This is a genomic window from Shivajiella indica (assembly GCF_042683085.1).
GTDB classification, from domain to species: Bacteria; Bacteroidota; Bacteroidia; order Cytophagales; family Cyclobacteriaceae; genus Shivajiella; species Shivajiella indica.
This window is the reverse complement of the sequence record NZ_JBHUIV010000010.1, coordinates 898,534-920,927: the sequence shown is the minus strand read 5'-3', so window position 1 is coordinate 920,927 and position 22,394 is coordinate 898,534. Positions and strand designations below refer to the sequence as shown.

Here is a 22,394-nt window from a genome sequence, read left to right as displayed (position 1 = left end):
TTGTATAGTTAGCTTCGACTAACAGATAAAACCGGTTAACATGAATAAGTATTTGAAGTATTTACTAATGCTCACCCTTTCAGGTTTTATAGCCTGTGAATCATCTTTGGTGGATGATGATGGAGATCCTATTGATGGCAACGGTCAGCCATATAATTGCTCGAATTTCGCCTACAGTGATACAATTTTTTATATTAATGCAGCTACTGAAAATAAGATAATACCTGTTCAAAATTTAAGTGGACAATTTTCCGCTTTTCCGGAAGGACTTCAGATCAATCCTGAAACGGGAGAAATAGATATCAACAAAAGTGAGACCGGCCTGAAGTATAAGGTTTCTTTTACCCCAACTTCCTCCCCTGAAACTGTTTGTGAATTTGAACTCATTGTCGCCGGTGTCAATTATTTGGACAAAGTTTATATTTTGGATCAAAGTGATTTTTTGGCCACTCCTGTATTCAATGCCAATCCAACAGCTATAAGTCCCTGTCCTGATGATGATGATGACATTGATGATGATGACATTGATGACAATAGCAGTTGTAAATTTGATGAAATAGGTCCAGACGATAAAAAATTGGCAGATCTTGGCATTGAAATAAATTCTTCTACCGGAGTAATTGATTTAAAAAAGACAGTTGAAAATGAAGCTTTTGGAGAAGTTCCTCAAAATGGGAGTACTCTGGATGTAAGAATGTATTACAGTTTGCAGGACAACAGCCTTGGGGCTTTAAATGGTTTAGACCTTAAGATTTTCTACTATGAAAAATTACAGGACGTTCCTCAGAGCCTTTTGGATGAAATTGAGGATAGAAAATCCGGTATTTTGAGTTATACCCAACCTTTCATTTTTGAAAATGGCAGATTCCTGGCTGATAATCCTAAAACCAAACCTAGACCGCCTTATCTAGTGATTGTTGCCAGCTTACAATAATTTAGGTAATATTACCACTTCATCAAATCTTTCCAAATTGATCAATAGGTGGTTTTTGCTTTTCCTATTATTGTTTTATCAGCATTCTCCTGGTCAAGGTCCTGAAGCCCTTTTGTCCAAATATTCGGAGGCCCTTGCTTATTACGAATCAGAAAACCCTTCAGACTATACAGATAGTATGTCAATGGTTTTGTTCAAGGAGCTTTTACATTCAGGAGCGGAGCTTTTGGAGGATAAAATCAAACTGGATATTTTTGAAAAATGCGGAAACCTTGCCTTAATCAAAGGAGACCTTAAAAATGCAGTGGTTTATTACAGGAATGGGCTTGAAATCCAAAATTCAGATTCAGTAAATGACACCTTGTTTTTTGCATCCAATTTATTTCTTGGAGAAGCGTATTACTTGAAAAGTCAGGCGGATAGCAGTATTTTTTATCTGGAAGAAGCTGAAAAATTAATACAACAAAAATCCTCTTTAACAGAAGCGTCAAGATTATATAATTCCTTGGGTGTAATTTACTTCGAATCAGGTAATTATGTTCAGTCTGTTACTTATTTCACTAAAGCGAAAAATCTAATTATAGGAAATCGGTCATTTGATGAACTGGAGCCCTATTTTCAATATGCCTTGTTTAGCTTCCTCAGCAATATCGGAAGTTCTCTGATTCAACTGAACCGTCTGGACAGTGCTTTGGCAATTTACCATGAATTGGAAAGGTATGGATTCAATAGAGATCAGGTTTACACGCAAATGACAGGAATTTTTCTGGATAAATCTTTGCCTGATTCAGCTTTAAATTATCTTGAAAAAATTACATCCGAAGAATTTAAGGAGTCCCCATCCTTCCAAAATCAAAGGGCCGAAATTTTTCTGCAGCGGCATGAATTGGCAAGGGCCAAAGATGTGCTACAATCCTATTTGTCCAGAACTAGGGTAGAAAGAACAGGTTCCTCTAATTTTAGATTGGGCAGGAGTTACAATTTGTTGGGAAAAATAGCATTTGAGGAGGGAGATTATGAAAGTGCGGTGAAATATTTCCATCAAGCCATGATCAATATTGACGGTTATTTTGACAGCCCTGATATTTTTAAAAACCCAATGGATTATTCATTGGGATTTGCTACATTTTCCCTAATTGAAAGTTTGGTAGATAAAGCAAAATCCTTTGTAAAACTGTATGAATCAAAACAGGATCCCAAGTTTTTCCAGGCCGGAAGGGAGACTTTTCAAACTGCATTTGACATGGCATTTTTTGTGAGTAATTACTATGATAATGATGAAGCAAGAATTTTCTTAGGTGACTTTGTATTGGAAACTTACCAATATGCGATAGAGACAGTTTTAGAACGCTATGAGCTAGATAGAGATATAGAATATTTGACCCAGGCTTTGGAATGGGCCGAAAGGAGTAAAGCTACTGGTTTAAATATTGGAATAAGAGAGAGAAAGCTGAAAAAAATAAGTGGAATTTCGACTGAAAAACTTCAGCTGGAGAGAGACCTTCATTTCTCTATTTCGAGAATACAGCAGGCAATTCTGTTGGAGAGTAATGTTGACCAAGTTGCTCTTCTTCAGGATTCTTTGACGGATAAAAGATTAGAATTGTCCAGACTTCATAATGAATTCAATAACTCCCCTGATTATGTAATGGGAAAGTTGAATTATCTGCCCCTGGATATACCTTTTTTACAAAAAGAACTATTGGACAGAAAAACCATCATTTTGTCATTTTTCGAGACTGAATCTAATTTCATACTTTTTCTCTTGGATAAAGAGAATATTGATCTCCAGGTAATTGAAAAGTCAGATATATTAAATCACGAAATCCAAAACTTGAGAAAAAATATCATTGGATATAAGTTGGGGCAAAAATATAATTCAGGGGCTGAAGGCATGACTTTATTCAACCATTTATTTGGGAAAGCTTATTCACGTTTTGAAGATTATCCAAATATTTTGATCATACCGCATGGAAATTTGATTGATTTGCCTTTTGAGGTCCTGGAAAGCAAAAACGGTCAATTTTTACTTTATGATCATGCAATTACTTACCAATATTCCTTGCAGCTTATTGGGAAAATAGATTTGAAATCAATTGAAAAGGCCAAAAATATTGGATTTGCTCCATTTTTTGACCATTCCTGGTCAGACGAGCAGGTTCAGCTTTCAAGTTTGCCCTATTCAGGTGAAGAAATTACTTACCTGAAGGGTACCGGCTTTGTGGGAGAGGAAGCTGGAAAGGATGTTTTTTTGGATATTCTTCCTGAGGCAGAATATTTGCAATTGTCCACCCACGCCATTCCGGATCCTCAAAACCCAGACCTGGCATTTATTGCTTTATTTCCTGGAAATATTGAAAGCAGATTATATACCAATGAAGTGGTCAATATGGATCTAAGCCATACATCTCTGGTATTATTAAGTGCTTGTGAGACCAATTTCGGGGCCTTAAGTAGGAGTGAGGGCGCCTTAAGCATTTCCAGGGCATTTATGCTGGCAGGATGCCAAAATATCATATCATCTCTTTGGAAAGCTGAAGATAAAGCTACAGCTTATATAACTGAAGCATTTTACCGACATGTAGAAAAGGGAAATTCCTTTTCGGTCTCCTTGAGAAAAGCTAAAATGGAGTTATTAGCTGATCCTGCCATGGCCCAATACCATCACCCGGTTTTTTGGGCTAATTTGGTATTGGTCGGTAATTTGAATAAAACCAAGCTTTTCATACCGATATATCTTTACTTATTCTTAGGCTTAGTTCCACTGGCGGGTTACTGGATTTATCATTCCCGTCAAAGGAGGAGGCAACAGAAGATTTAGTCCTTTTTTTGTTGATCATTTGTTCAATTTTCATCAAAGAAATCTTTCCTTTTTGAATGATTCCCGGCGCTTTAATGATGTTCTTGATGGGACTGGTCATGGTTGCCAAGATCAATAAATATACTAATAATTCACTTGGGCTTATCTGGATAAAGGAAAATTGAGAAATACTGAATAGCAGGATGAAAACCAAAAGATTTGCTACCGTTGGCCCTATCATCTGTCTCAAATTTTCCAACTTCTGATAGTTAAGATTGGCTTCAATAACAGAGTTGATCCTGGATTTGAATTTTCTGACAGTCCTGTTTCTTTTATTGGATTTCCCAATTTCCTCATGGTTGGAAAAACTCCGGGTCACCAAATCCAGAAGCAAGCTTTTCCTGTTTCTTTTTTCAATGATCAAGGGATTTTGGATATGGTCCAGATAAAAAATGATGGGGGATAAAATGAGGGCAGTTAAGACTATAATTCCTGTTAAATAACTGTTTATACTAAGCATTAAAGCTATACCTGTAATTAAATATAAAAGGTCTTTTGTTGCTCTGTGGATTCCATTGACCAACATGTTTTTGATGCTGCCTAGATCGCCACTATATCTTAAAAGGTATTTTCCATAGCTCTTTTCCTGGAAAACCTCTTTTGTCCAAAACATTTGTTTTTTGAACAACAAGAGGGTAGTTTCTTTAATGAAACTTTCAGCTTTTTTATTGATGAGCTGCTTTTCAATGAAACTGAGGGAAATTTTGACCAAAATGATCAAGGCGAATGCAAAGAAAAAGAAATTCAGGGATGAAAATTCCACCCCTAAGTTTTTCAATAAAGTCGACCGGTTGGTTGATGTATGAAATTGAAGCTCGAAAAAAGCCCCAATGATGATGGTAATGGCGAATGTACTGATAGATGCCAGCCAACCTACCAACTGAATGAAGATTAAATAGAATTTGGAATTAAAGTAATTTTCCCTGAGTAATTTGCTTCCCAATAGCTTTTTTTTCTTTCCCATTTTGTAAAATTTAAGCTTGTAAAACTTTCATTGTATTGCTGAAAATAGGGCAGTTTTCGCTCATCAAATCCCGAAGGCCAAGCACAGGGACAGACGGACTGCCCGAATCTTTGTATAAAGTTGATTCTACCTCCTGGACCAAAAGTGGACTTGCTGTAAACAGTCCTGAAAGGGCGGTTGGGAAAATCCCCATTTGACATAAAAGATGATAGCCATGAACAGCGGACAAACTGTCTCCGGCAGAGAATACCACATCATTTACAGTATTCATAAAAGCAAAATTTTGAAGTAGCATTTTTGTTTCTTTTTGGAAAATACCATCTGCTATTTCAATGACTACATAGTCTGGACGAACTGATAAGGAATCTTTGATCAATGTTTCATACAAAGAAAGTAGAACAGGTTCTTCGGTCAGGTAGGTTGAAGGGAAACCATATTTGCTGAAATCAATGGCCAGGTCTGCACCCATATCATAAGCTAGGTTTTTGTCCTTTGGATAAGCGGTTCCTGTCAATTTGATATAAGCAACTTTATTTCCCCTTTTCTTAAGTCCATGGATCATAAAAGCCGCTGTGGTGGTTTTTCCACTGTCCATTGATGAACCAAGGGAAAGTACGATTTTTGTCTGACTGGCTGATAATCCCGAGAAAGGTACGAGTTCATCTTTGAACACCTTCAATGTATTGATAACCCTTTTGAAGGGGTCGGTAGCCAAACCTATCAACTTTAACCTGGTCGGCCCAACTTCCTCAAATTTGGAATGGGATGAAGCCAAGATGCCCATTACACCACCGCCGCCTAACATATGATATTCTTCCATTGGACGATCCGGAACATAACCCTCGAATTGATTGGTAGCATAACGGTTACCGAATACCCCAAGAATTTGATCTTCTGGCATAAGGGTTACATTTCTTGTTGTCGTTTGAAGGTTCTTATGTTTTCCTGTTTCAATCACTTCAAATAAGACCACATCACCTTCTTTAGGGATGTAATTGTCCAGTTGTTTTATATCTGTGGATATTCTAAAGTTTTTGATTCCTTGACATGCGAAAGATTTTTTGATTCTGGTTTTCATATTTTTCAATTAATTGGTGAAGATATTTTCTAAATAAGGTTTGTTGTTGGATCCCGGCAGTATATAAGTCAATGAGAATCCAAATGCATGGTAATTATGGAAAGGACGCTGGATTCTTCCTGTGTTGGGGTTCAGTACATTGATGTTTCTGGTTTCTTTACCCATGTTGAACTCATGTTGGTTCATGTAAAAAATTGCTGCTCTGATCTGCTTACTAACTTTTGTATTGAGGTTGAATACAAGTCTCCCTCTATGGAACCCATTTGCTGCCTGGTAAGCAATCTGTTCACCGGATTCATTGAAATACCGAATAGGAGTGCCACCTATATTGTAAAAAAGTAAGTAGGAGACAGATGGTGCTAATTTTAAAAATTCGAGTCTCTTTTTAAGCCCAAGTCTGGAAATCAATATAACCCTTTGATCAAATCTCTTTTCTGCATCATTATGGTGTTCTAATTGAATCCCATTGCGGAGCACCAGCTTTCTATTGATTTTGGTACTTTTAAAAGCCTTAACAAAAATTCTGTTGGTTGTAGTATGGTATGCAGGTACTTGCATCCAAGCCGTTCCAGCTTGAACGTCCCATTTTTTGTTTACTTCATAATTGAAACGGAACTGATACCAATTGAAATTGGTAATCAATTCAGATCCGTACTGTTCTACTGAACGAAGGTAGTTTAACCGAAGATCAATTTTACGGGTAAGAGGGGCATCCAAATAAAATGAACCCCAATACCTTATTTCCTGCTGGGCATTTAAATTTCCATGGAAGGTAAGCAGGACAAGTAGGATGGAAAATACCAGATACAATTTAAAATTTTTCATGTGCATCTTCTTTTATACTTAGTCTGCACATGGATAAAAAATGTAATATTTAATAATAAAAAAAATTAATAATAGTTTAAATCAAAATATATAATGAAATAAATATAAAAAAAAGCCAACTATTTTGTTGGCTTTTTTCACTTAGAATCGAGGATAAATCAATCAAGATTAACTTCAATCTCTGAAGAAGCTTCAATATTGCTTTTTATTTTTTTGTAAATATCGCTATTGCTATTTCTGGTTAAAAGGATCTTTCCATCTGTTCTATCCGCATTGGCCATCTCAGAGCTTGTTACATTTCTTAACCAATTCACTGCATTTAATTCAAACAAAGCAAGTGGGTTATTGATTCTGTCAACTGTAAAATACTTATAATTATCATCGTCATCATCATAATTATCATCGTCATCATCATAATTATCATCATCATCTGCTTCAATTTCAACCTCGAAGTCAATATCATCTCCATAATATTCAAATTGGAATGGAATGGTATTACCCTCGTCATCGGTAAAATTCCCTTCAAAATATATGGAAGGCTGGTTTTTGTAGTCGATTAAATCCAATTCCAGTTCAATTTCTTTATACTCTCCTTCAGGAATATTGATGAAAAAGTCAACTGATTTATCGAATTGATTGAAATTGATTTTTTTGATATCATTAAATTCTATTTCAATCTCTTTTTCAAATTTGCCGGATTCATTTCTTCCTTCAACCTCCAAATCCAATTCTTTTATTTGAATAAATCCCTCTTCAATAGTTAAATTATTGTTTTCAACTCTGGCATTGGACATGTTTATAGAATTGTTTTTAAGTACCAGTGCTACCCCTAGTTTACCTTCACCTTCCCCAACACTTGGAGCTTGATCTTCTGTATTGCATGAGGATAAAATCACTAGGGAAATTAAACCGAAAACAGGAAAATATTTGATTAAATTTTTCATAGTTATTTTTTGTTTGTTTAATAGTTGGTCGAATCAAAACTGAAAATTGTAACCTTACAGCTAAATTTTTTTTTACATTTTTTTCTTAAGCTTTAGAATACTGAATCTCACCTTATCCTGAAGATCAATCATAGTATGATAAGTATGATTCTTTTGGGAGGTAATCCTTGAGTAATAGTTTTCTGCCTCCATGTAATCTTCAGTTTTGAGGAAGGTTAAGAACAGATAATAATCGGATTCATCCTGAAAAAGCCTAGCCTCACTTGTTTTGGTTTCATTAAGATTTTGTACCTTTTTCAAAAACTGTGCCGATTCACGGTAATTTCCCAATTCAAAATGAGATAATCCTGATAGAAAAAGAGCCTCAGAATCTTCTGAATTGAGGGTAATTATTTTTGTAATTTTCTCGAATTCAGCAGTTTTATAAAGATTGACAATTTCATTTTCCTGGCTTTCCAAAGAGCGCATGGTAGGCAGATTATAGGCTACATAATTTCTTTCGAAATAAGAATCGGTTTGGGTATTGACCCAAAAATTCCCAATAAGTATTAATAAGGCAAGGGAAGCCGCTATGCCCAACCACCATGGGGAAATTTTGAAACGGATGGTTTTTTCTTTATTTTCAATGCTTTCGGATTCCTCAATGAAGTTCTGGTGAATCTCTTGGATCATCTGCTTTTGTCCTGACATTCTGATACTTTCCCGGGTCAATTTTAAAAGCGCCAATAAGTCTTGTAACTCATGGTTTTCTTTTAACTCAGCTTCAATTTTTTCATTTTCTTCCTGACTAAGGATACCATCCAGGTAATCATCAATCAATGCTATATATCTATCATCCAACATATTGTAGGGCATTTTTAATGGTTGTATATTTTGAAGGATCTGACTGAATTTTTTCAATAAGACTTTTTAAACATTTGTGTTTCTTGTTCCTTAAAACCTGTTCATTGGAAAAGTCTTCCAATACCATTATTTCTTTCATGGGAAGCTCTTCATAGTAGAATCGGTAGAGTATATTTTTACATTTTTGACCTATTTCGGAAAAAAGGTCCATGATTATTTTATGGCTTTCATTTTTGATGATGGCATGAGAAATATCCGCTAGTTCTTCATTTTTCTCATTTTCATAATATTCATTTCGCATGGCCATACTTTTCCTTTTTCTCAATTCAGTAATCCATAAATTTCTGGTAATCGAATAGAGGTATGATTTGATGGAAGATTCCTGTCGGAATTTGTTTTCTTCTATCAACCTGATAAAAACCAGGAAAGCTTCCTGAATCATATCTGCTGCATCATCTTCGTTACCGCTATTTTGAAGTACATATCTCTCCAGGTATCTGTAATAGCTATCATACAGATACTTTAAGGCTGAATTAATTGCCTTTTTTGATTGGATAGCAGAAATTATTTCCTGCTCTGTTAATTCCTTTGCCTTTTTCATTCCTTATAACTCTTTGTCGAAGTGAGTTCAATTAATGTAACCAACTAATTTAATATTTTGATAATTTTAAAGTGGATTTTCAAAATGTTATTCCCCAATCATCATTGATTATATTGCAGTACATAAAAAATACTTCAATTTTTGTTTAAACAATCAAAAATGAAAATAACCAAAGATTTATACCAAGGTTCTCTTGCCTTACTGACTGACTTTTACCAGCTGACCATGGCTTATGCTTATTGGAAATCAGGTAAAGCTGAGGAAGAGGCAGTTTTCAATCTTTTTTTTAGGAAAAATCCTTTTCAAGGTGGATATACATTGGCGGCGGGATTGGATTATGTGATAGATTATTGCAAAAATTTCAAATTTGATACTGAAGATTTAGCTTACCTCAGTTCCATGAAAAATACAGATGGCAGTCCTACTTTTGAAAATGATTTTCTAGACTATCTCAAGGAAATGGAGTTCTCCTGTGACCTCGAGGCAGTGGAAGAAGGAACGGTGGTATTTCCTCATATGCCTTTGGTAAAAGTTAAAGGTCCCTTATTACAATGTCAGCTGCTTGAAACACCCTTGTTGAATATCCTAAATTTTCAAACACTTATAGCGACCAAGGCCGCAAGGATTTCCTATGCGGCCCAAGGAGATTCGGTTTTGGAATTTGGCTTAAGAAGGGCACAAGGAATTGACGGGGCGTTGGCAGCAAGTAGGGCATCCTATATAGGGGGTACTTCTTCTACGAGCAATGTGATGGCCGGCAAACTCTTTGGAATACCTGTTTCAGGTACCCATGCCCATAGCTGGATCATGTCTTTTTCCTCAGAACTGGAAGCATTTAAAGCTTATGCGGATGCCTTTCCCGAAAAATGTATCTTTTTGGTGGATACCTATGATACCATCAATGGTGTCAAAAATGCCATAGAAGTTGGGAAACTCTTAAGGGAAAAGGGCAAAGAAATGGTCGGAATACGAATAGACTCAGGTGATTTGGCTTATTACAGTACTATTGCCAGGGCGATGATGGATGAAGCAGGATTTCCAAATGCAAAAATAGTGGCCTCCAATGACCTTGATGAACATATCATTACTTCCTTAAAAATTCAGGAAGCTTCTATTGATATTTGGGGAGTTGGAACCAAACTTGTCACAGCTTACGATCAGCCTGCATTGGGAGCCGTTTATAAATTGTCCGCTGTTAAGAATAGGGAAGGGGAATGGGAACCAAAAGTTAAAGTTTCCCAACAATCGATAAAAATCAATATTCCAGGCATTCATCAAACAGTAAGGTATTCCAAAAATGGGAAGGCCATTGCAGATATGATCTACCTGGATGGGAAAGCATTGGATGATGGTCAGTATACGATCATTGATCCAGTCGATCCCACTAAAAGGAAAAAAATAAATACCCTGGACTTGGACAAAGAGTTCCTATTAAAACCAATTTTTAGGAAAGGGAAGGTAATTTATGTTAGTCCTGATATCCATCATATAAAAAAGAATGCGCAACGAAACCTAGGCCAATTTGATAAAGCGCACAAACGTTTTGTTAATCCTCATATTTATCCTGTTGGATTGGAAGAAAGTCTCTATGATCTGAGAACAGAATTGGTATTTAAAATGAAGGATTATGAACGAGAGTAAAAGAAAAGTAATTTTCTCCATACCGGATTACAGGTATTTGCAGGAAGAAGTTCTCCAATTGGGTAATTTTGAAAAGGGAGAAATTGAAGTTAAACTCTTTCCGGATGGAGAACGTTATCAAAGGATCCTGACTCCGGTTACTGGCAGGGATGTGGTTTTGATTGGGGGGACGATATCAGATTCTGATACGCTGGAAATATTTGACCTAGCATATGCATTGATCAAATATGGTGCTAAATCCATCCGTATTTTCTTTCCTTATTTTGGCTATTCCACCATGGAAAGGGCAGTAAAACCGGGGGAAGTAGTTACCGCAAAATCCCGGGCGGTGATGTTTTCTTCCTTGCCGAGGACGAGTTTGGGCAATCATTTTATTTTCTTCGACCTTCACTCTGAAGGAATTCCCCATTATTTCGAGGGACAGGTTTTGATCAATCATGTTTATTGTAAACCAATCATCATACAGGCTGCCAAAGAATTGGCGGAAGATGGCTTTGTCATGGCCTGTACCGATGCTGGTAGGGCCAAGTGGGTGGAGTCTTTGGCCAATGAAATGGGGGTCAATGCAGCCTTTGTTTTCAAACGGAGGGTCTCTGGAGAAAAGACTGAGGTGACGAGTATTTCTGCAGATGTGGAGGGAAAGGATGTTGTGATATATGATGATATGGTGAGAACAGGTGGATCACTTATCAATGCAGCAAAGGCATATAAAGCAGCTGGAGCAAAAAAAATATTTACCATCACAACTCATGGATTATTCAGTAATGATGCTTTGACCAGGATTCAAAATTCCGGTGTGATTGAAAAAGTGGTTACGACCAATAGTCATCCCAACAGTTATTCCATCAAATCTGATATTTTGAGGGTGGAAAGTATTGCCTTGTTGATTGTTGATCAACTTAAAAAATAGGGTAATGGAGTATGTAATTATATAATTGTTTTATGTCCGAAAATACTTTTCAACTCCTTTAATGAACAAAATTTCTAACTAATATGAGAGCTTTAATTATTGTTGATATGCAGAATGATTTTACCCCAGGGGGAGCTTTGGCTGTAGAAGATGGGGATCAAATTATTCCAATAATCAACCGGATTCAAGATGAATTTGATTTCATAGTTGCCACCCAAGACTGGCATCCTGCTGATCATGGTAGTTTTGCAGCAAATCATTCGGGGAAAAAAATTGGTGACTTTATTGACTTGAACGGAGTTCAACAAATCTTATGGCCGATCCATTGTGTACAGGAAAGTTTCGGAGCTGATTTTCACCCTGATATAGAAATGGGAAAATGGAAGGCTGTATTTCAAAAAGGAACCAATCCGAAAGTGGATTCCTACTCCGGTTTTTTTGATAATAACAGACAGGGGGATACCGGATTAAGTACATATTTAAAGTCCAATAAGATTTCTGAAATTTTTGTCTGTGGTCTCGCGGCGGACTATTGCGTAAAATTTACGGTATTGGACGGGATAATGGAGGGTTTCAAGACCAATTTGATCAAAGATGCCACAAAGGCGGTGAATCTTAAACCTGGTGACTTTGAAGCGTCCCTTAAGGAAATGAAAGAAGCCGGTGCATCCATTGTTTCTTCCAATGAAATATGTGAACCATTGTGATAATTGCTACAGTAGTGAGCTTACCCACCATCTTAACTTTGGGGCATTATTTAAGATTGCTTAATTGATTATGAAGAAGATTTTCCTATTAGTATTTGTGACCTTTATTATTCAAGCGTCACCAATATTTGCTCAAAATAACAGGGTTGAGGACAATAACAACATTGGATGGTATGCCTTTTTTATGAATTATAAACTGGCAGATAAGTGGAGCCTTCACGGGGAGTTTCAATGGCGAAGGATAAATTGGATTTCAGACCCCCAACAAAACCTTTACAGAACAGGATTGAATTACCAGCTTCACCCACAGGTAACATTAAGGGTGGGATATGCTTATGCTGATACTTACAATTATGGGGAAATTCCAATAAATGGCAGCGGAATGAGATTTCCCGAACATAGAACATACCTCATGGCGCTGGTATCTAATCCGATTGGAAAAGTATCCTTATCACACAGGTTCATGTTGGAGCAACGTTGGGTAGGAAGGAATTCAAACCCAAATGAAAAAGTAATTGATGATTATGTTTATGTAAACCGTGCCAGATATATGTTCAGGATGGATTTACCATTAAAGGGAAATACATTGGATGATAAAGAACCCTATTTGGCCGCTTACGACGAACTATTGATAGGTTTTGGTAAAAATGTCAACCAAAATATTTTTGATCAAAACCGGATTGGTATCCTTGTAGGTTTTAAATTTTCAAGAACAACACGAATTGAAGCAGGTTACTTCAATCAAACCCTTCAATTGGGTCGATTGGTAGAAGGAAAAAATGTTTTCCAGCATAATAATGGATTTATCATCAATACCTTTATTAACTTTTAAAATCTAAAACAAGGAATGATCGTGCTTCTCCTGTTTCGCTGATTTGGATCACCAAATAGGAAAGAATATCGGATGGAGATTTCATGGGCACCTCCAGACTGACCCAAACTCATTTTAGAGGCAGTGAAATCAAAGCTGTAACCAATATCCAAACCGCTTTCCAGAGCCATTCCAATCAACCCAATAACAGCCTCATTGTTTGGTAAAGAATATTTTACAGGGAAACCTCTATACCAGACACCCAGGACCAGGGGTTGTATAAATAACTGGGCCCCAATGTCCAATTGGTTGAAAGGATCCTGGTGTTTGTAGTTGAAAGCAAAGAATGCGGATCTTTCCTGTCTTGAATTGTTGAAATAATTATTGATAAAACCTTCCCCAAGATCAATTTTTATCCCCCCATGTGCAGATAATTTTAATGGAAGACGGCTCATGTTGCCATCTAAAAAAGAGGTGTTGGGCTGAGTAAGATGATGACCTGCCACACCTAACCATAAAATCTGGGAATGGAACAACATTCCAAAATTATAATCAGCAAAAGAATGTCTGTAATCTTTTGAAAACAATTCCCCACTGTCAGGTCCAATGGTTCCATTGTTAATATCCAATTGGGTTCCGAAAACCAGATCTCCGAAATAGGCATCCCTTGAAATGTAACTAACTTGCCCACCTACTCTTAAATATGCATCATTTCCTAATTTTAAACGGTAGGCGTAAGTGAGTCCTATTTCGTTGGAACTCAGATTGACCTTGCTTTCCCGGCTTCCATTGAAAATTAACCCAATACCACTATTGATATCAAACATATAATGGTCTATATATGCAGAAAAAGTATTGAAAGAATGGTCCAGTCCAGGCCATTGGTTCCTGTAATTTGCTCCGACCCTAGTCAAGTCGGAGGCTCCTGTAAATGCCGGGTTAAGGTTTAAGGGAGCTGCATAAAATTGGGAATATTGGAAATCCTGGGCAACTGAACTTACCCCGAGAAAAATAAAGGAGATAAGTAATGTTAGCTTTTTCATATAAACTGATAGATTAAATAAAAAGTCCATTTTTAAAGAATTAATGTAAACACACCGGTTTGGCTTCCCGTTTCACCGTCATTTGCCTTGAATACTATTTTATACACATAGTTTCCGTTAGGACTCATGACACCTCTCAAACGGCCATCCCATCCTTTGTCTTCTCTGTCATAACAAGAGTATATAAGTTCTCCCCATTTATTGAAAATGTGCATTTCGAATTCATCTATTCCCCTCATTTTAGGAATGAATGTATCATTTATGCCATCCCCATTTGGGGTAAATGCATTGGGTACCATAATCCTGTAAGATGATAATACCTCTACCTCAATACTTGCACTGGAAACGCAGCCCAGGGCATCAAATGTCATCAAGGTAATTGTATAAATCCCCGGTTTTTTATAAGTATGTGTTGGATTTTGTTCATTGCTTTTGTTTCCATCCCCAAAGTCCCATTCCCAGGCGATGACATTTCCTAAGGTTTTGTCGATAAACTGCACAGGATCATTGACCAGGATTTCACCAATTGTACCCAATGAGATTACTGAGTAAGTGAAGTCAGCCTCAGAGAATGCCAATGGCATTACGATGACCTCAAGGTCTTCTGCAAAACAGCCATTTTCATCATATACCATCACTGAAAGCTCCCCATCCTCATAGAAGAATGTTTCCATTACATCTGTATCTCCATTACTCCAAAATATGGAGTAATCCCCTTTTCCACCTGTTATATCTATAAATGCTATACCCACTAATTCCTGGTTTTCACAATCTACCTGGTATCTGGTATCCAGTCTTACCTCGAGTCTATCAGGTTCCTGAATGTTGAAAGTTTGCTCTATCCTACAGTCATTGTCATCTCTAACACTGACCGTATAAACACCTGCTGGAAGATTACTTCTATAAAGACTACTTAAATTAGGGTCGTCAGACCAAGTCACTTCATAAGGTTGAATCCCGCCTTGAATGTCTATTCTAATGTATCCATCCAGGTCTCCATGGCATAAGACCTCTTCTGTGAAGTCACTTATGATTTCAAGTGGTTCTGGTTCAAGAATTGTATAATTGGCGGCAGTAGAACATCCATTTCTATCTGTAACGATAACAGAGTAATCTCCAGGAGCTAAGTTCCTCAGGTTTCTGCTGTTAGGTCCATGTGACCACCTGAAAGTGTATGGCGCACTTCCGCCCTGAATATTTAAGGAAATACTGCCATTATTGAAACCTGCACATTGGCTATTTTCTACTACTTCAGTAAGGGTAAGGATTTCCGGTTCTCTGATATTGAAAGCAGATGTGATTGTACAGCCCAATGAATCTTCCACAGTCACAGAGTAAGTGCCTGCAGTAAGGTTACCGGCAAACAACTGGTCCTCCAGCCCATGACTCCATCGGATACTGACCGGTTCTCTTGCTGCAATTAACGACAACTGAATTGAACCATCGTTTCCTCCAAAGCAGGAAACAGGACTGAGTGCTTCAAGGTTTAACCTCCAATTTGGTGCAGGGAGGATTTCTATTGATTTTTGTGTACGGCAACCATTGATATCTGTTACGGTCAAGGTATAAGTACCTGGCCCAAGATCCGAAATGATAGGTGTTGTGGCCCCATTTGACCATAAGTAGGTATATGGAGCTGATCCACCCGTTACATTTGCGGTAATCTCTACCCTTTCTCCCGGAGAACAGATTACCTGATTGGCCTCAAGTTCAATTTCAATTGGAAGAATCCTTGGAGGGATCTCGTAGGTTGCTTCTATTTCACAACCTTCCGCATCTGTAATCCTTACTGTATAGCTTCCTGGTTCAATTCCTACAAGGTTTTGAGCAGTTGAACCATTGGACCAAAGGAATGTGTATGGGGCTGTACCTCCGGTAACATTGATATTTAAGCTAATTTCATCATCAAATGAACAATAGAAAGTGGCAAAGTCTGCTTCTACTTGTATCGGTGAATCAGGCTGTGTTATGGTGTAGGTTCTGGAGATAACACAGGAATTTTCGTCTACAATAAACACCGTATAAGTTCCTGCCCTTAACCCTGAGATGGAACTGCCTATCATGCCATTGCTCCATTGCACACTATAGCTACCGGTTCCGCCCCGTATATCTAAATTGATAGCACCAGTGCTTTCTCCATGACAGGTCACATTGATTACTTCAGGTATAACTTGAATTGGCAATGGTTCATGGATATAGATTACATCTTCAATAGGATCACAGCCTTGGTCAGTGATTGTATACCTGTAATAACCTCCCGACAAATTGGTTAATTGTGTGGCATTGGTCAAGCCTGGATCAGGGGTGAAATTGACGCCATCTGTTGAAAAGGCCCAATTGATTTCATAAGGTGTTGTTCCTCCGGTAACCTGTAGATTAATTCTTGCAAGATTGCCAGAGCACCTTATTTCAGTGTTGCTTACATTTACCTGGATAGGTAGAGGTTGGCTTAAGGTCCTGGAAGGTATGAGTACAGGACAACCATTGGAATCAGTTGCGGTGAAACTGTAATTGACATTGGCAACCAAATTGTCAAAAACAATCTCTTCCCCTTCATTTCCGGAAAAAGTTTCCCCCTGGAAATTGATGATATAAGGAGCTGTTCCTCCGATCAAAGTAAAGGAAATTCGGCCATTGCCAGATTCATAACAGCTTAAGTTTTCAGAAGTAAACTGCTGAAGGGTCAAGGGAGCAGCTGGCTGATCTATTTGGATCAAAATATCCTGAGACCGGCAACCTGTTACATTGTTGATTGCATAGGCTGTATATATTCCGGCAACTGCAGTAAATAGGTTCCCAAATATCTGGCTTCCATTTACATAGAAAGTAAAGTTATCTGCGTTACCAAAAGTAGCTGAGAACTCAATAATAGTGTTGCCTCCAAAACAAAGGATTTCTCCCTTGGTGTAGTTTATTTCGAAGGCTGGTGGTTCGGTAATCAAAATATCTTCTGTAACCGCCCCACAGCTATTGCCATCTTCAACTGTATATTTGTAAAGTCCAGGACCAACATTGTCAAGAAGTAACCCGTTGTACGGGATTAATTCCCAAGTGGAAGTTCCATAATTAAACCTTTCCCAGGTAATGATATATGGTTGCTGACCTCCAGTGATAGTTAAGCTGATATAAGTGAGGTTGGGCTCACAGGATATTTCCGGACTTACGTAGTTTACAGTAACAAAATCAGGTTGATTAATTACAAAATTTCTCGATACCTGACAAATGCCATCCCTGTCGATGATATTTAGGATATAATCCCCTGCAACCAGGTTTTCAAATTCATAAGTTGTATTTCCTGCAAGATCGCTAAGTTCTAAGTTCAGACCAGTTGCATTTGTCAAGATGGCACGGTATAAAGGTCTGCCACCCTCAATTTCAAATGAAATGCTTCCAGTTGGGGTCCCAAAACATTCACCATCTTCTTTGTTGAAGTTAATAATTTCCAAAGGTCTGCTAGGACCTAAAATTTGCACCAGAACAGGGTCAGAAAGGCATCCAAAATTATCAATTATCCTTACTTGATAGTTTCCGGGAGCCAAATTGTTAAAGGATTGCATGGCCCCTTGGGAAACATTATTGATCAATACCGTAAAGGTCCTACCCGATGCTACGATAGGATCTATGATGTTAAGAATTCCATCGTTGGCCCCAAAACAGCTAATATCTTGTGAATTGAATGAGAAACTAGGTTTTATAACTGCATTGACCGTAAAATTTCCAGAAGTTATTCCACAACCGGGATCTTCCACTGACCATGTATAGTTGCCAGGAGGAAGGTTGTTGAAATTAAAGACTCCTGTATTTTCTCCTTCATAAATAATATTGGTACCATTTGGAGAACTGATTTGAATGGTTTTGCCAGCTTTTCCGCCATTAACTGTTAGCTGGAAAGATCCAAAGTCATCTATACAGACAGGTTGAACTTGATTTGTTGAAACTACTATCTCTTCAGGCTGGGTAATGACATAATCTTCTGATTCAGTGGTACAATCACCATCATATGTCAACACAAAGAAATAGGTTCCTGCAATTAGGTTGTTTAAATCAGATGTATTTACAGGAGCAACTCCAGATGGAAGTGTTCTTCTGTACCATTGTACACTATTGAGATTGCTCGTATTGCCAAATATTTCAAAAACAATGACACCATCATTTCCATTAAAGCAGGAAACATCCTGTTCAATTTCTACGGAATAAAATAATGGTTCACTATCATCATTAATGGTAATGGTAGTGTGATCTTCACAACCAGTGCTATCAGTTACCCTTACATCGTAATTACCTACTGTCAATCCGGATAAAATGGTACTATTGACTTCTTGCCATATACCTCCTAAGAATATTTGGAAAGTGTAGCCAGGAACACCTCCTGTTGCGGATAGATTCAATAGTCCAGCTCCACCAGGACAGAGAGGATCCTGTGTGCTGGCTAATATCCTTAAGGGATTTGGAGGACCTGGTAGACGAATAATTTCTGAAACCGTACAGTTAGCCCCATTATTGAACTCTACACGATAGAACCCAGGAGTTAAGCCGGTTACAATGTTGGTGTTTTCAGCAATCAGGTCTCCGGTCTGCACATTATACCATTGGCTGCTTTCCAATCCTGCGATTCCACCGGTGAAGCTCACTTCAATGGAACCATCATCATAAACACAAGTAGGTGCTACTGCTTCAATTAAGTTAATTTCAAGCAGTTCTGGTTCATCAACGATAATATTTTCGATCCTTGCCTCACAACCATTTGCGTCCCTAACAGTTACAGAATAAGAGCCAGCGCTTAGATTGGTTGCGTTTTGGTTGATAAAGCCATGATCCCAGTTAAAGAAATAAATACCTGTTCCTCCTGTTACCTCTATGAAGATCCTTCCATCATTTCTGCCCACACAGGAAATATCATCAACATTAAGGACATTGATCTGAATTGGATCCGGTCCATCCACTGCAATCAATTCTTCAACAGAACATCCATTCGCATCTGTTACCCTAACAAAATAGTTGCCAGATCCTATATTTGACAAAGTACTGCTTGTTCCAGGAACCGGTACGATGTTGCCCATTCCTTCATCTCTGAACCACTCAAATGTGTATCCAGGATTTCCTCCAGCAGCTTGTATTTCTATTCTTCCATCTTCTGAATCATAACATGTAGGCTCTATGATGTTCAGTACGTTGACTTGAACACCTGAAGGAGGCTGGCTTACCAAGATATTGTTCAATTCTCTAAAACATCCATTGGCATCTGTTACTCTAACCGTATAAAGTCCTCCAGGTATATCAGAAACATTCTGAGTATTTGCAGTAAATCCATTAGGTCCAGTCCAAAGGAAAGTATAACCACCGGTTCCACCACTGACATTGATGTTGATCGCTCCTGTTTCTTCCCCAAAACAAGAAACGTTGGTTGGAGGTCCGGCCAATTGCAAATCGATTGCCGGGGTAGGAGGAATAGTAACATTTTGAAGAATAAAACAATTGGGGTTAGTTAGGTCAAAAATTCTGGCAGTGTATTCTCCTGGTCCTCTATTGTTTAATGAAGCACTATTTGATAATACCGTTGCAAAATTACCGGCAACAAACCACTGTACGCCCAATGAACCGCTTCCACCACTGAAAGTGATGCTTATCGAACCATTGTTTTGGCCTGCGCAAACTTCCGGTGTGACATTGATGCTGTTGACCGTAATTTCAGGAAGAGATGTGATGTTAAAATTAAGGTTAGGAACTTGACAATTATTGGCATCCCTTACCTCAATAAAATTATTGTTTGAAGCAGTTAATCCTGTGATGGTTACATTGCTTTCAAAAGTGGTTGCAGGAGTTCCGCCATTTAAGCTGTAAGTATAGGGAGCTGTACCTCCTGAAATTGAAAAACTAACTGTTCCAGAATCCTCTCCATAGCAATTTACATTGGTTACTACTGGCCCATTAACAGATAATGGCGAAGGTTCTAAAATCTCGAATTGTCTATTTACAGTACAATTATTAGCATCCCTTACTACGATTCTATAAACTCCTCCCGATAAATTGAATAGGTTTAAACCTGTCTGTCCTGGTATATTCACAAAAGAACCTCCGCTTCTAACCTGCCATTGATAAGTTAGCGCCCCAGTCCCGCCAATTACTTGAAGCCCTGTAATAGAACCATTTCCATTTCCGTGACAAAGGACATCTTGAATATTCAGATTCGCGTCATTAATTATAATCTGGGGAGCAGCAGAAATGGTAGCTTCATGGATAATTTGACATGCCCCTCCATCATAAGCAATGTTGGCGAAATAGGTGCCAGCCTGTAGGTTTTCAAAGAGAACATCATTTCCTACCAAGGTCACACCGTTGACAGTTACTGCAAAAGTTCGTGTATTGTCTGCTATTTGGATTCTTAGGCTACCGTCTGAGCCTCCAAAGCAAGTTGGTCTTACAGGGCTGGAAGTTACATTAGGAGCAGGCGGAACACCAATATTTACATTAAGAACCAATTCGCAGCCACCGGAATCCCTGATGGTTACTGTATTGGGTCCCGACGGAAGATTATAGGCTATAGGCGTAGTTTCTCCACTGCTCCACAGGTAAGTATAGTTACCCCATCCTCCGCTGACATTGGTAACCTCCGCTGAACCGTCATTAGAGCCCGCACAGGTTAATTCATTAAGTCCATTTATTGAAGCAGTTAGAGCTGATGGTGGTCCTGTAACTGTTACGTTGGCGACAGCAGTACATCCTTCTGCGTCAGTTACAGTTACCGAATAATTTCCTGGTGCCAGTCCAGTGGCAGTTGCGGTAGTAGCCCCGTTACTCCAAAGGTAGGTAAAACCTCTCCAACCTCCCGAGGCAACTACAGAGGCCCTTCCATCATTCTCTCCGAAGCAGGATACCGGAGTAGAGGAGGTAATTAAATTAATGCTGGACGAAGGTGCTTCAATTGTTACAGTTAATTGCTGTTCACAGACTGGATAGTTCACACCTCCGTGCCTTATTCTTATGGTATAAGTACCTGGTGCTAAGCCCGTGAATGTATTTTCACCAGAGTTAGTTCCAATGGGAATTATTGCATTATTTACAATTATGTTACCATTTGGCCCAATAATATCTACATTGATGCTTTGAGGAGGGTATGCAAAACCCATGAATACCCTATCTGCCCTTATAGTGATGGTACCATCAGTTTCACCAAAACATGTTATATCCGTGGATGTTGCGGTAAAATCCAGTAAGGTTTCTTGACCGATTGTAAAATCCAACTGAAATGGACAATCTTCATTTCTGTATAAATCAATGATTTCCAGTACGTAATTTCCAGATGGTAATTGATCATAAAAGATGACACCGCCTGGTGCAACTGTCCAGCCTGTAATGACGGTAAAATTTCTGTTTCCACGTCTTTGAATAATCCTATACCTTACTTCCCCTGAAAAACCTTCAACAACAAAGGAAACTCCTCCGTTGTCCCCGCAAGTAGCTGGAAAAGTACCTACTCCAACAGCAGGATTTAGTTCAATAGGTTCTATTTCAGGAATCTCTATGTTAGTTAATTCTATACAAAGATTAGCATCCTCAACCTCTACCAAGTATTCCCCTGCGGGTATTCCATTAAGACTCAATTGACCACCTGGAAAATTGTTTATGGTTCTTACCAGATCGCCGTCAAGGTTATAAAACCTTATAGTATATGGGGCAAGTCCTCCACTAATGTCACCTGAGATCACTGCAGTTGTTTCATTACCACAAACCACAATGTCCTCCACCATAACATCCAACTCAAAATTGGTAACTCCTAAAAAGGAAAAGTTCCTCACCAAAGTATTTCCTACATTGTCAGTAACTCTTACTGTATAAGTTCCTGCTTGTGCTTGGGATAATAAACTACTTTGTGATCCTGATAAATTACTGTCGGTTTGTACGACCTCACCCTCAAAACTCCAAACATATGTATATGGAGCAACTCCTCCAGAAACCCTAAACTCAACAGATCTCCTACATTCGGAGAAAAATGAATCCTGAACAATTATTTGAGCCTGAGATTCAAATGAATTTAAAAGCAGGAATGTCAAGATCACTTGAAAAAACAAAAAGTATGAGTAAATTTTTTTCATATATGAATCTTATATTAAAACCGGAAATATTTCAATTTACTTTTTTGTTTTACTGGTTTTCTCTTCGCTTTCAATACACTTATTACCAATTTTAATGTAAAACATGTATAAGAAAGAGTATTTCGTTATTTAGTATAATA

General features: G+C 38.1%; 14 protein-coding genes. 6 read left to right on the top strand and 8 right to left on the bottom strand.

The genetic code is table 11. The annotated features are described in order from the left end of the window. The first annotated feature begins 40 nt into the window (after positions 1 to 40). Entirely contained in the window at positions 41 to 934 is an 894-nt protein-coding gene (locus ACFSKV_RS07295; protein ID WP_380801286.1) for a hypothetical protein, read from the top strand. Further along, positions 915 to 3,755 carry a CHAT domain-containing protein gene (locus ACFSKV_RS07290; RefSeq protein ID WP_380801285.1) on the top strand — a complete coding sequence of 947 codons (2,841 nt, stop codon included), beginning with the start codon at positions 915 to 917 and terminating at the stop codon, positions 3,753 to 3,755. Before ACFSKV_RS07295 ends, ACFSKV_RS07290 begins: the two co-directional genes overlap by 20 nt. Here the strand turns inward: ACFSKV_RS07290 and ACFSKV_RS07285 are convergent. From ACFSKV_RS07285 to ACFSKV_RS07260, 6 genes are all read right to left on the bottom strand, one after another. Further along, positions 3,658 to 4,758: an ABC transporter transmembrane domain-containing protein gene (locus ACFSKV_RS07285; protein WP_380801284.1), complete on the bottom strand. Its 1,101-nt coding sequence runs from the start codon at positions 4,756 to 4,758 to the stop codon at positions 3,658 to 3,660. The genes ACFSKV_RS07290 and ACFSKV_RS07285 overlap by 98 nt on opposite strands. 10 nt (positions 4,759 to 4,768) lie before the next feature. Further along, positions 4,769 to 5,836 (bottom strand): hypothetical protein, encoded by a 1,068-nt coding sequence (locus ACFSKV_RS07280; RefSeq protein WP_380801283.1) that lies wholly within the window; start codon positions 5,834 to 5,836, stop codon positions 4,769 to 4,771. 9 nt (positions 5,837 to 5,845) lie between these two features. Beyond that, a complete protein-coding gene (locus ACFSKV_RS07275; protein ID WP_380801282.1) occupies positions 5,846 to 6,661 on the bottom strand; it encodes a DUF2490 domain-containing protein in 816 nt (271 codons plus the stop codon). 158 nt (positions 6,662 to 6,819) lie between these two features. Further along, the gene (locus tag ACFSKV_RS07270; RefSeq protein WP_380801281.1) at positions 6,820 to 7,605 is read right to left on the bottom strand and encodes a hypothetical protein; all 786 of its coding nucleotides are present in this window, start codon (positions 7,603 to 7,605) and stop codon (positions 6,820 to 6,822) included. A 72-nt stretch (positions 7,606 to 7,677) separates the two neighbouring features. Beyond that, entirely contained in the window at positions 7,678 to 8,460 is a 783-nt protein-coding gene (locus ACFSKV_RS07265; protein ID WP_380801280.1) for a hypothetical protein, read from the bottom strand. Next, positions 8,438 to 9,049, bottom strand: a complete 612-nt coding sequence (locus ACFSKV_RS07260; protein ID WP_380801279.1) for an RNA polymerase sigma factor — start codon at positions 9,047 to 9,049, stop codon at positions 8,438 to 8,440. Before ACFSKV_RS07260 ends, ACFSKV_RS07265 begins: the two co-directional genes overlap by 23 nt. Positions 9,050 to 9,208: 159 nt before the next feature. Here ACFSKV_RS07260 and ACFSKV_RS07255 point away from each other — a divergent pair, with 159 nt between their 5' ends. The 4 genes from ACFSKV_RS07255 (at position 9,209) to ACFSKV_RS07240 (ending at position 13,139) form a co-directional block, all read left to right on the top strand. Beyond that, positions 9,209 to 10,690 carry a nicotinate phosphoribosyltransferase gene (locus tag ACFSKV_RS07255; protein WP_380801278.1) on the top strand — a complete coding sequence of 494 codons (1,482 nt, stop codon included), beginning with the start codon at positions 9,209 to 9,211 and terminating at the stop codon, positions 10,688 to 10,690. Then, positions 10,677 to 11,600, top strand: a complete 924-nt coding sequence (gene prs, locus ACFSKV_RS07250) for a ribose-phosphate diphosphokinase (protein ID WP_380801277.1) — start codon at positions 10,677 to 10,679, stop codon at positions 11,598 to 11,600. Before ACFSKV_RS07255 ends, prs begins: the two co-directional genes overlap by 14 nt. A gap of 83 nt (positions 11,601 to 11,683) precedes the next feature. After that, positions 11,684 to 12,307, top strand: a complete 624-nt coding sequence (gene pncA, locus ACFSKV_RS07245; protein ID WP_380801276.1) for a bifunctional nicotinamidase/pyrazinamidase — start codon at positions 11,684 to 11,686, stop codon at positions 12,305 to 12,307. Positions 12,308 to 12,377: 70 nt separating this feature from the next. Beyond that, the gene (locus ACFSKV_RS07240) at positions 12,378 to 13,139 is read left to right on the top strand and encodes a DUF2490 domain-containing protein (protein ID WP_380801275.1); all 762 of its coding nucleotides are present in this window, start codon (positions 12,378 to 12,380) and stop codon (positions 13,137 to 13,139) included. On the opposite strand, the gene ACFSKV_RS07235 is transcribed toward ACFSKV_RS07240, so the two are convergent. Beyond that, positions 13,136 to 14,161 carry a PorP/SprF family type IX secretion system membrane protein gene (locus ACFSKV_RS07235; protein WP_380801274.1) on the bottom strand — a complete coding sequence of 342 codons (1,026 nt, stop codon included), beginning with the start codon at positions 14,159 to 14,161 and terminating at the stop codon, positions 13,136 to 13,138. The two genes, ACFSKV_RS07240 and ACFSKV_RS07235, sit on opposite strands and share 4 nt — an antisense overlap. Positions 14,162 to 14,193: 32 nt before the next feature. After that, positions 14,194 to 22,254: a T9SS type B sorting domain-containing protein gene (locus ACFSKV_RS07230; RefSeq protein ID WP_380801273.1), complete on the bottom strand. Its 8,061-nt coding sequence runs from the start codon at positions 22,252 to 22,254 to the stop codon at positions 14,194 to 14,196. Positions 22,255 to 22,394 lie beyond the last annotated feature (140 nt).

Bases quoted from the DNA above. Each gene is read 5' to 3' on its own strand.
- ACFSKV_RS07280 (WP_380801283.1), bottom strand. From the start codon at position 5,836: ATGAAAACCAGAATCAAAAAATCTTTCGCATGTCAAGGAATCAAAAAC.
- ACFSKV_RS07240 (WP_380801275.1), top strand. From the start codon at position 12,378: ATGAAGAAGATTTTCCTATTAGTATTTGTGACCTTTATTATTCAAGCG.
- ACFSKV_RS07235 (WP_380801274.1), bottom strand. From the start codon at position 14,161: ATGAAAAAGCTAACATTACTTATCTCCTTTATTTTTCTCGGGGTAAGT.
- pncA (WP_380801276.1), top strand. From the start codon at position 11,684: ATGAGAGCTTTAATTATTGTTGATATGCAGAATGATTTTACCCCAGGG.
- ACFSKV_RS07255 (WP_380801278.1), top strand. From the start codon at position 9,209: ATGAAAATAACCAAAGATTTATACCAAGGTTCTCTTGCCTTACTGACT.
- ACFSKV_RS07265 (WP_380801280.1), bottom strand. From the start codon at position 8,460: ATGCCCTACAATATGTTGGATGATAGATATATAGCATTGATTGATGAT.
- ACFSKV_RS07270 (WP_380801281.1), bottom strand. From the start codon at position 7,605: ATGAAAAATTTAATCAAATATTTTCCTGTTTTCGGTTTAATTTCCCTA.
- ACFSKV_RS07275 (WP_380801282.1), bottom strand. From the start codon at position 6,661: ATGAAAAATTTTAAATTGTATCTGGTATTTTCCATCCTACTTGTCCTG.
- ACFSKV_RS07260 (WP_380801279.1), bottom strand. From the start codon at position 9,049: ATGAAAAAGGCAAAGGAATTAACAGAGCAGGAAATAATTTCTGCTATC.
- ACFSKV_RS07285 (WP_380801284.1), bottom strand. From the start codon at position 4,758: ATGGGAAAGAAAAAAAAGCTATTGGGAAGCAAATTACTCAGGGAAAAT.
- ACFSKV_RS07230 (WP_380801273.1), bottom strand. From the start codon at position 22,254: ATGAAAAAAATTTACTCATACTTTTTGTTTTTTCAAGTGATCTTGACA.
- ACFSKV_RS07295 (WP_380801286.1), top strand. From the start codon at position 41: ATGAATAAGTATTTGAAGTATTTACTAATGCTCACCCTTTCAGGTTTT.
- prs (WP_380801277.1), top strand. From the start codon at position 10,677: ATGAACGAGAGTAAAAGAAAAGTAATTTTCTCCATACCGGATTACAGG.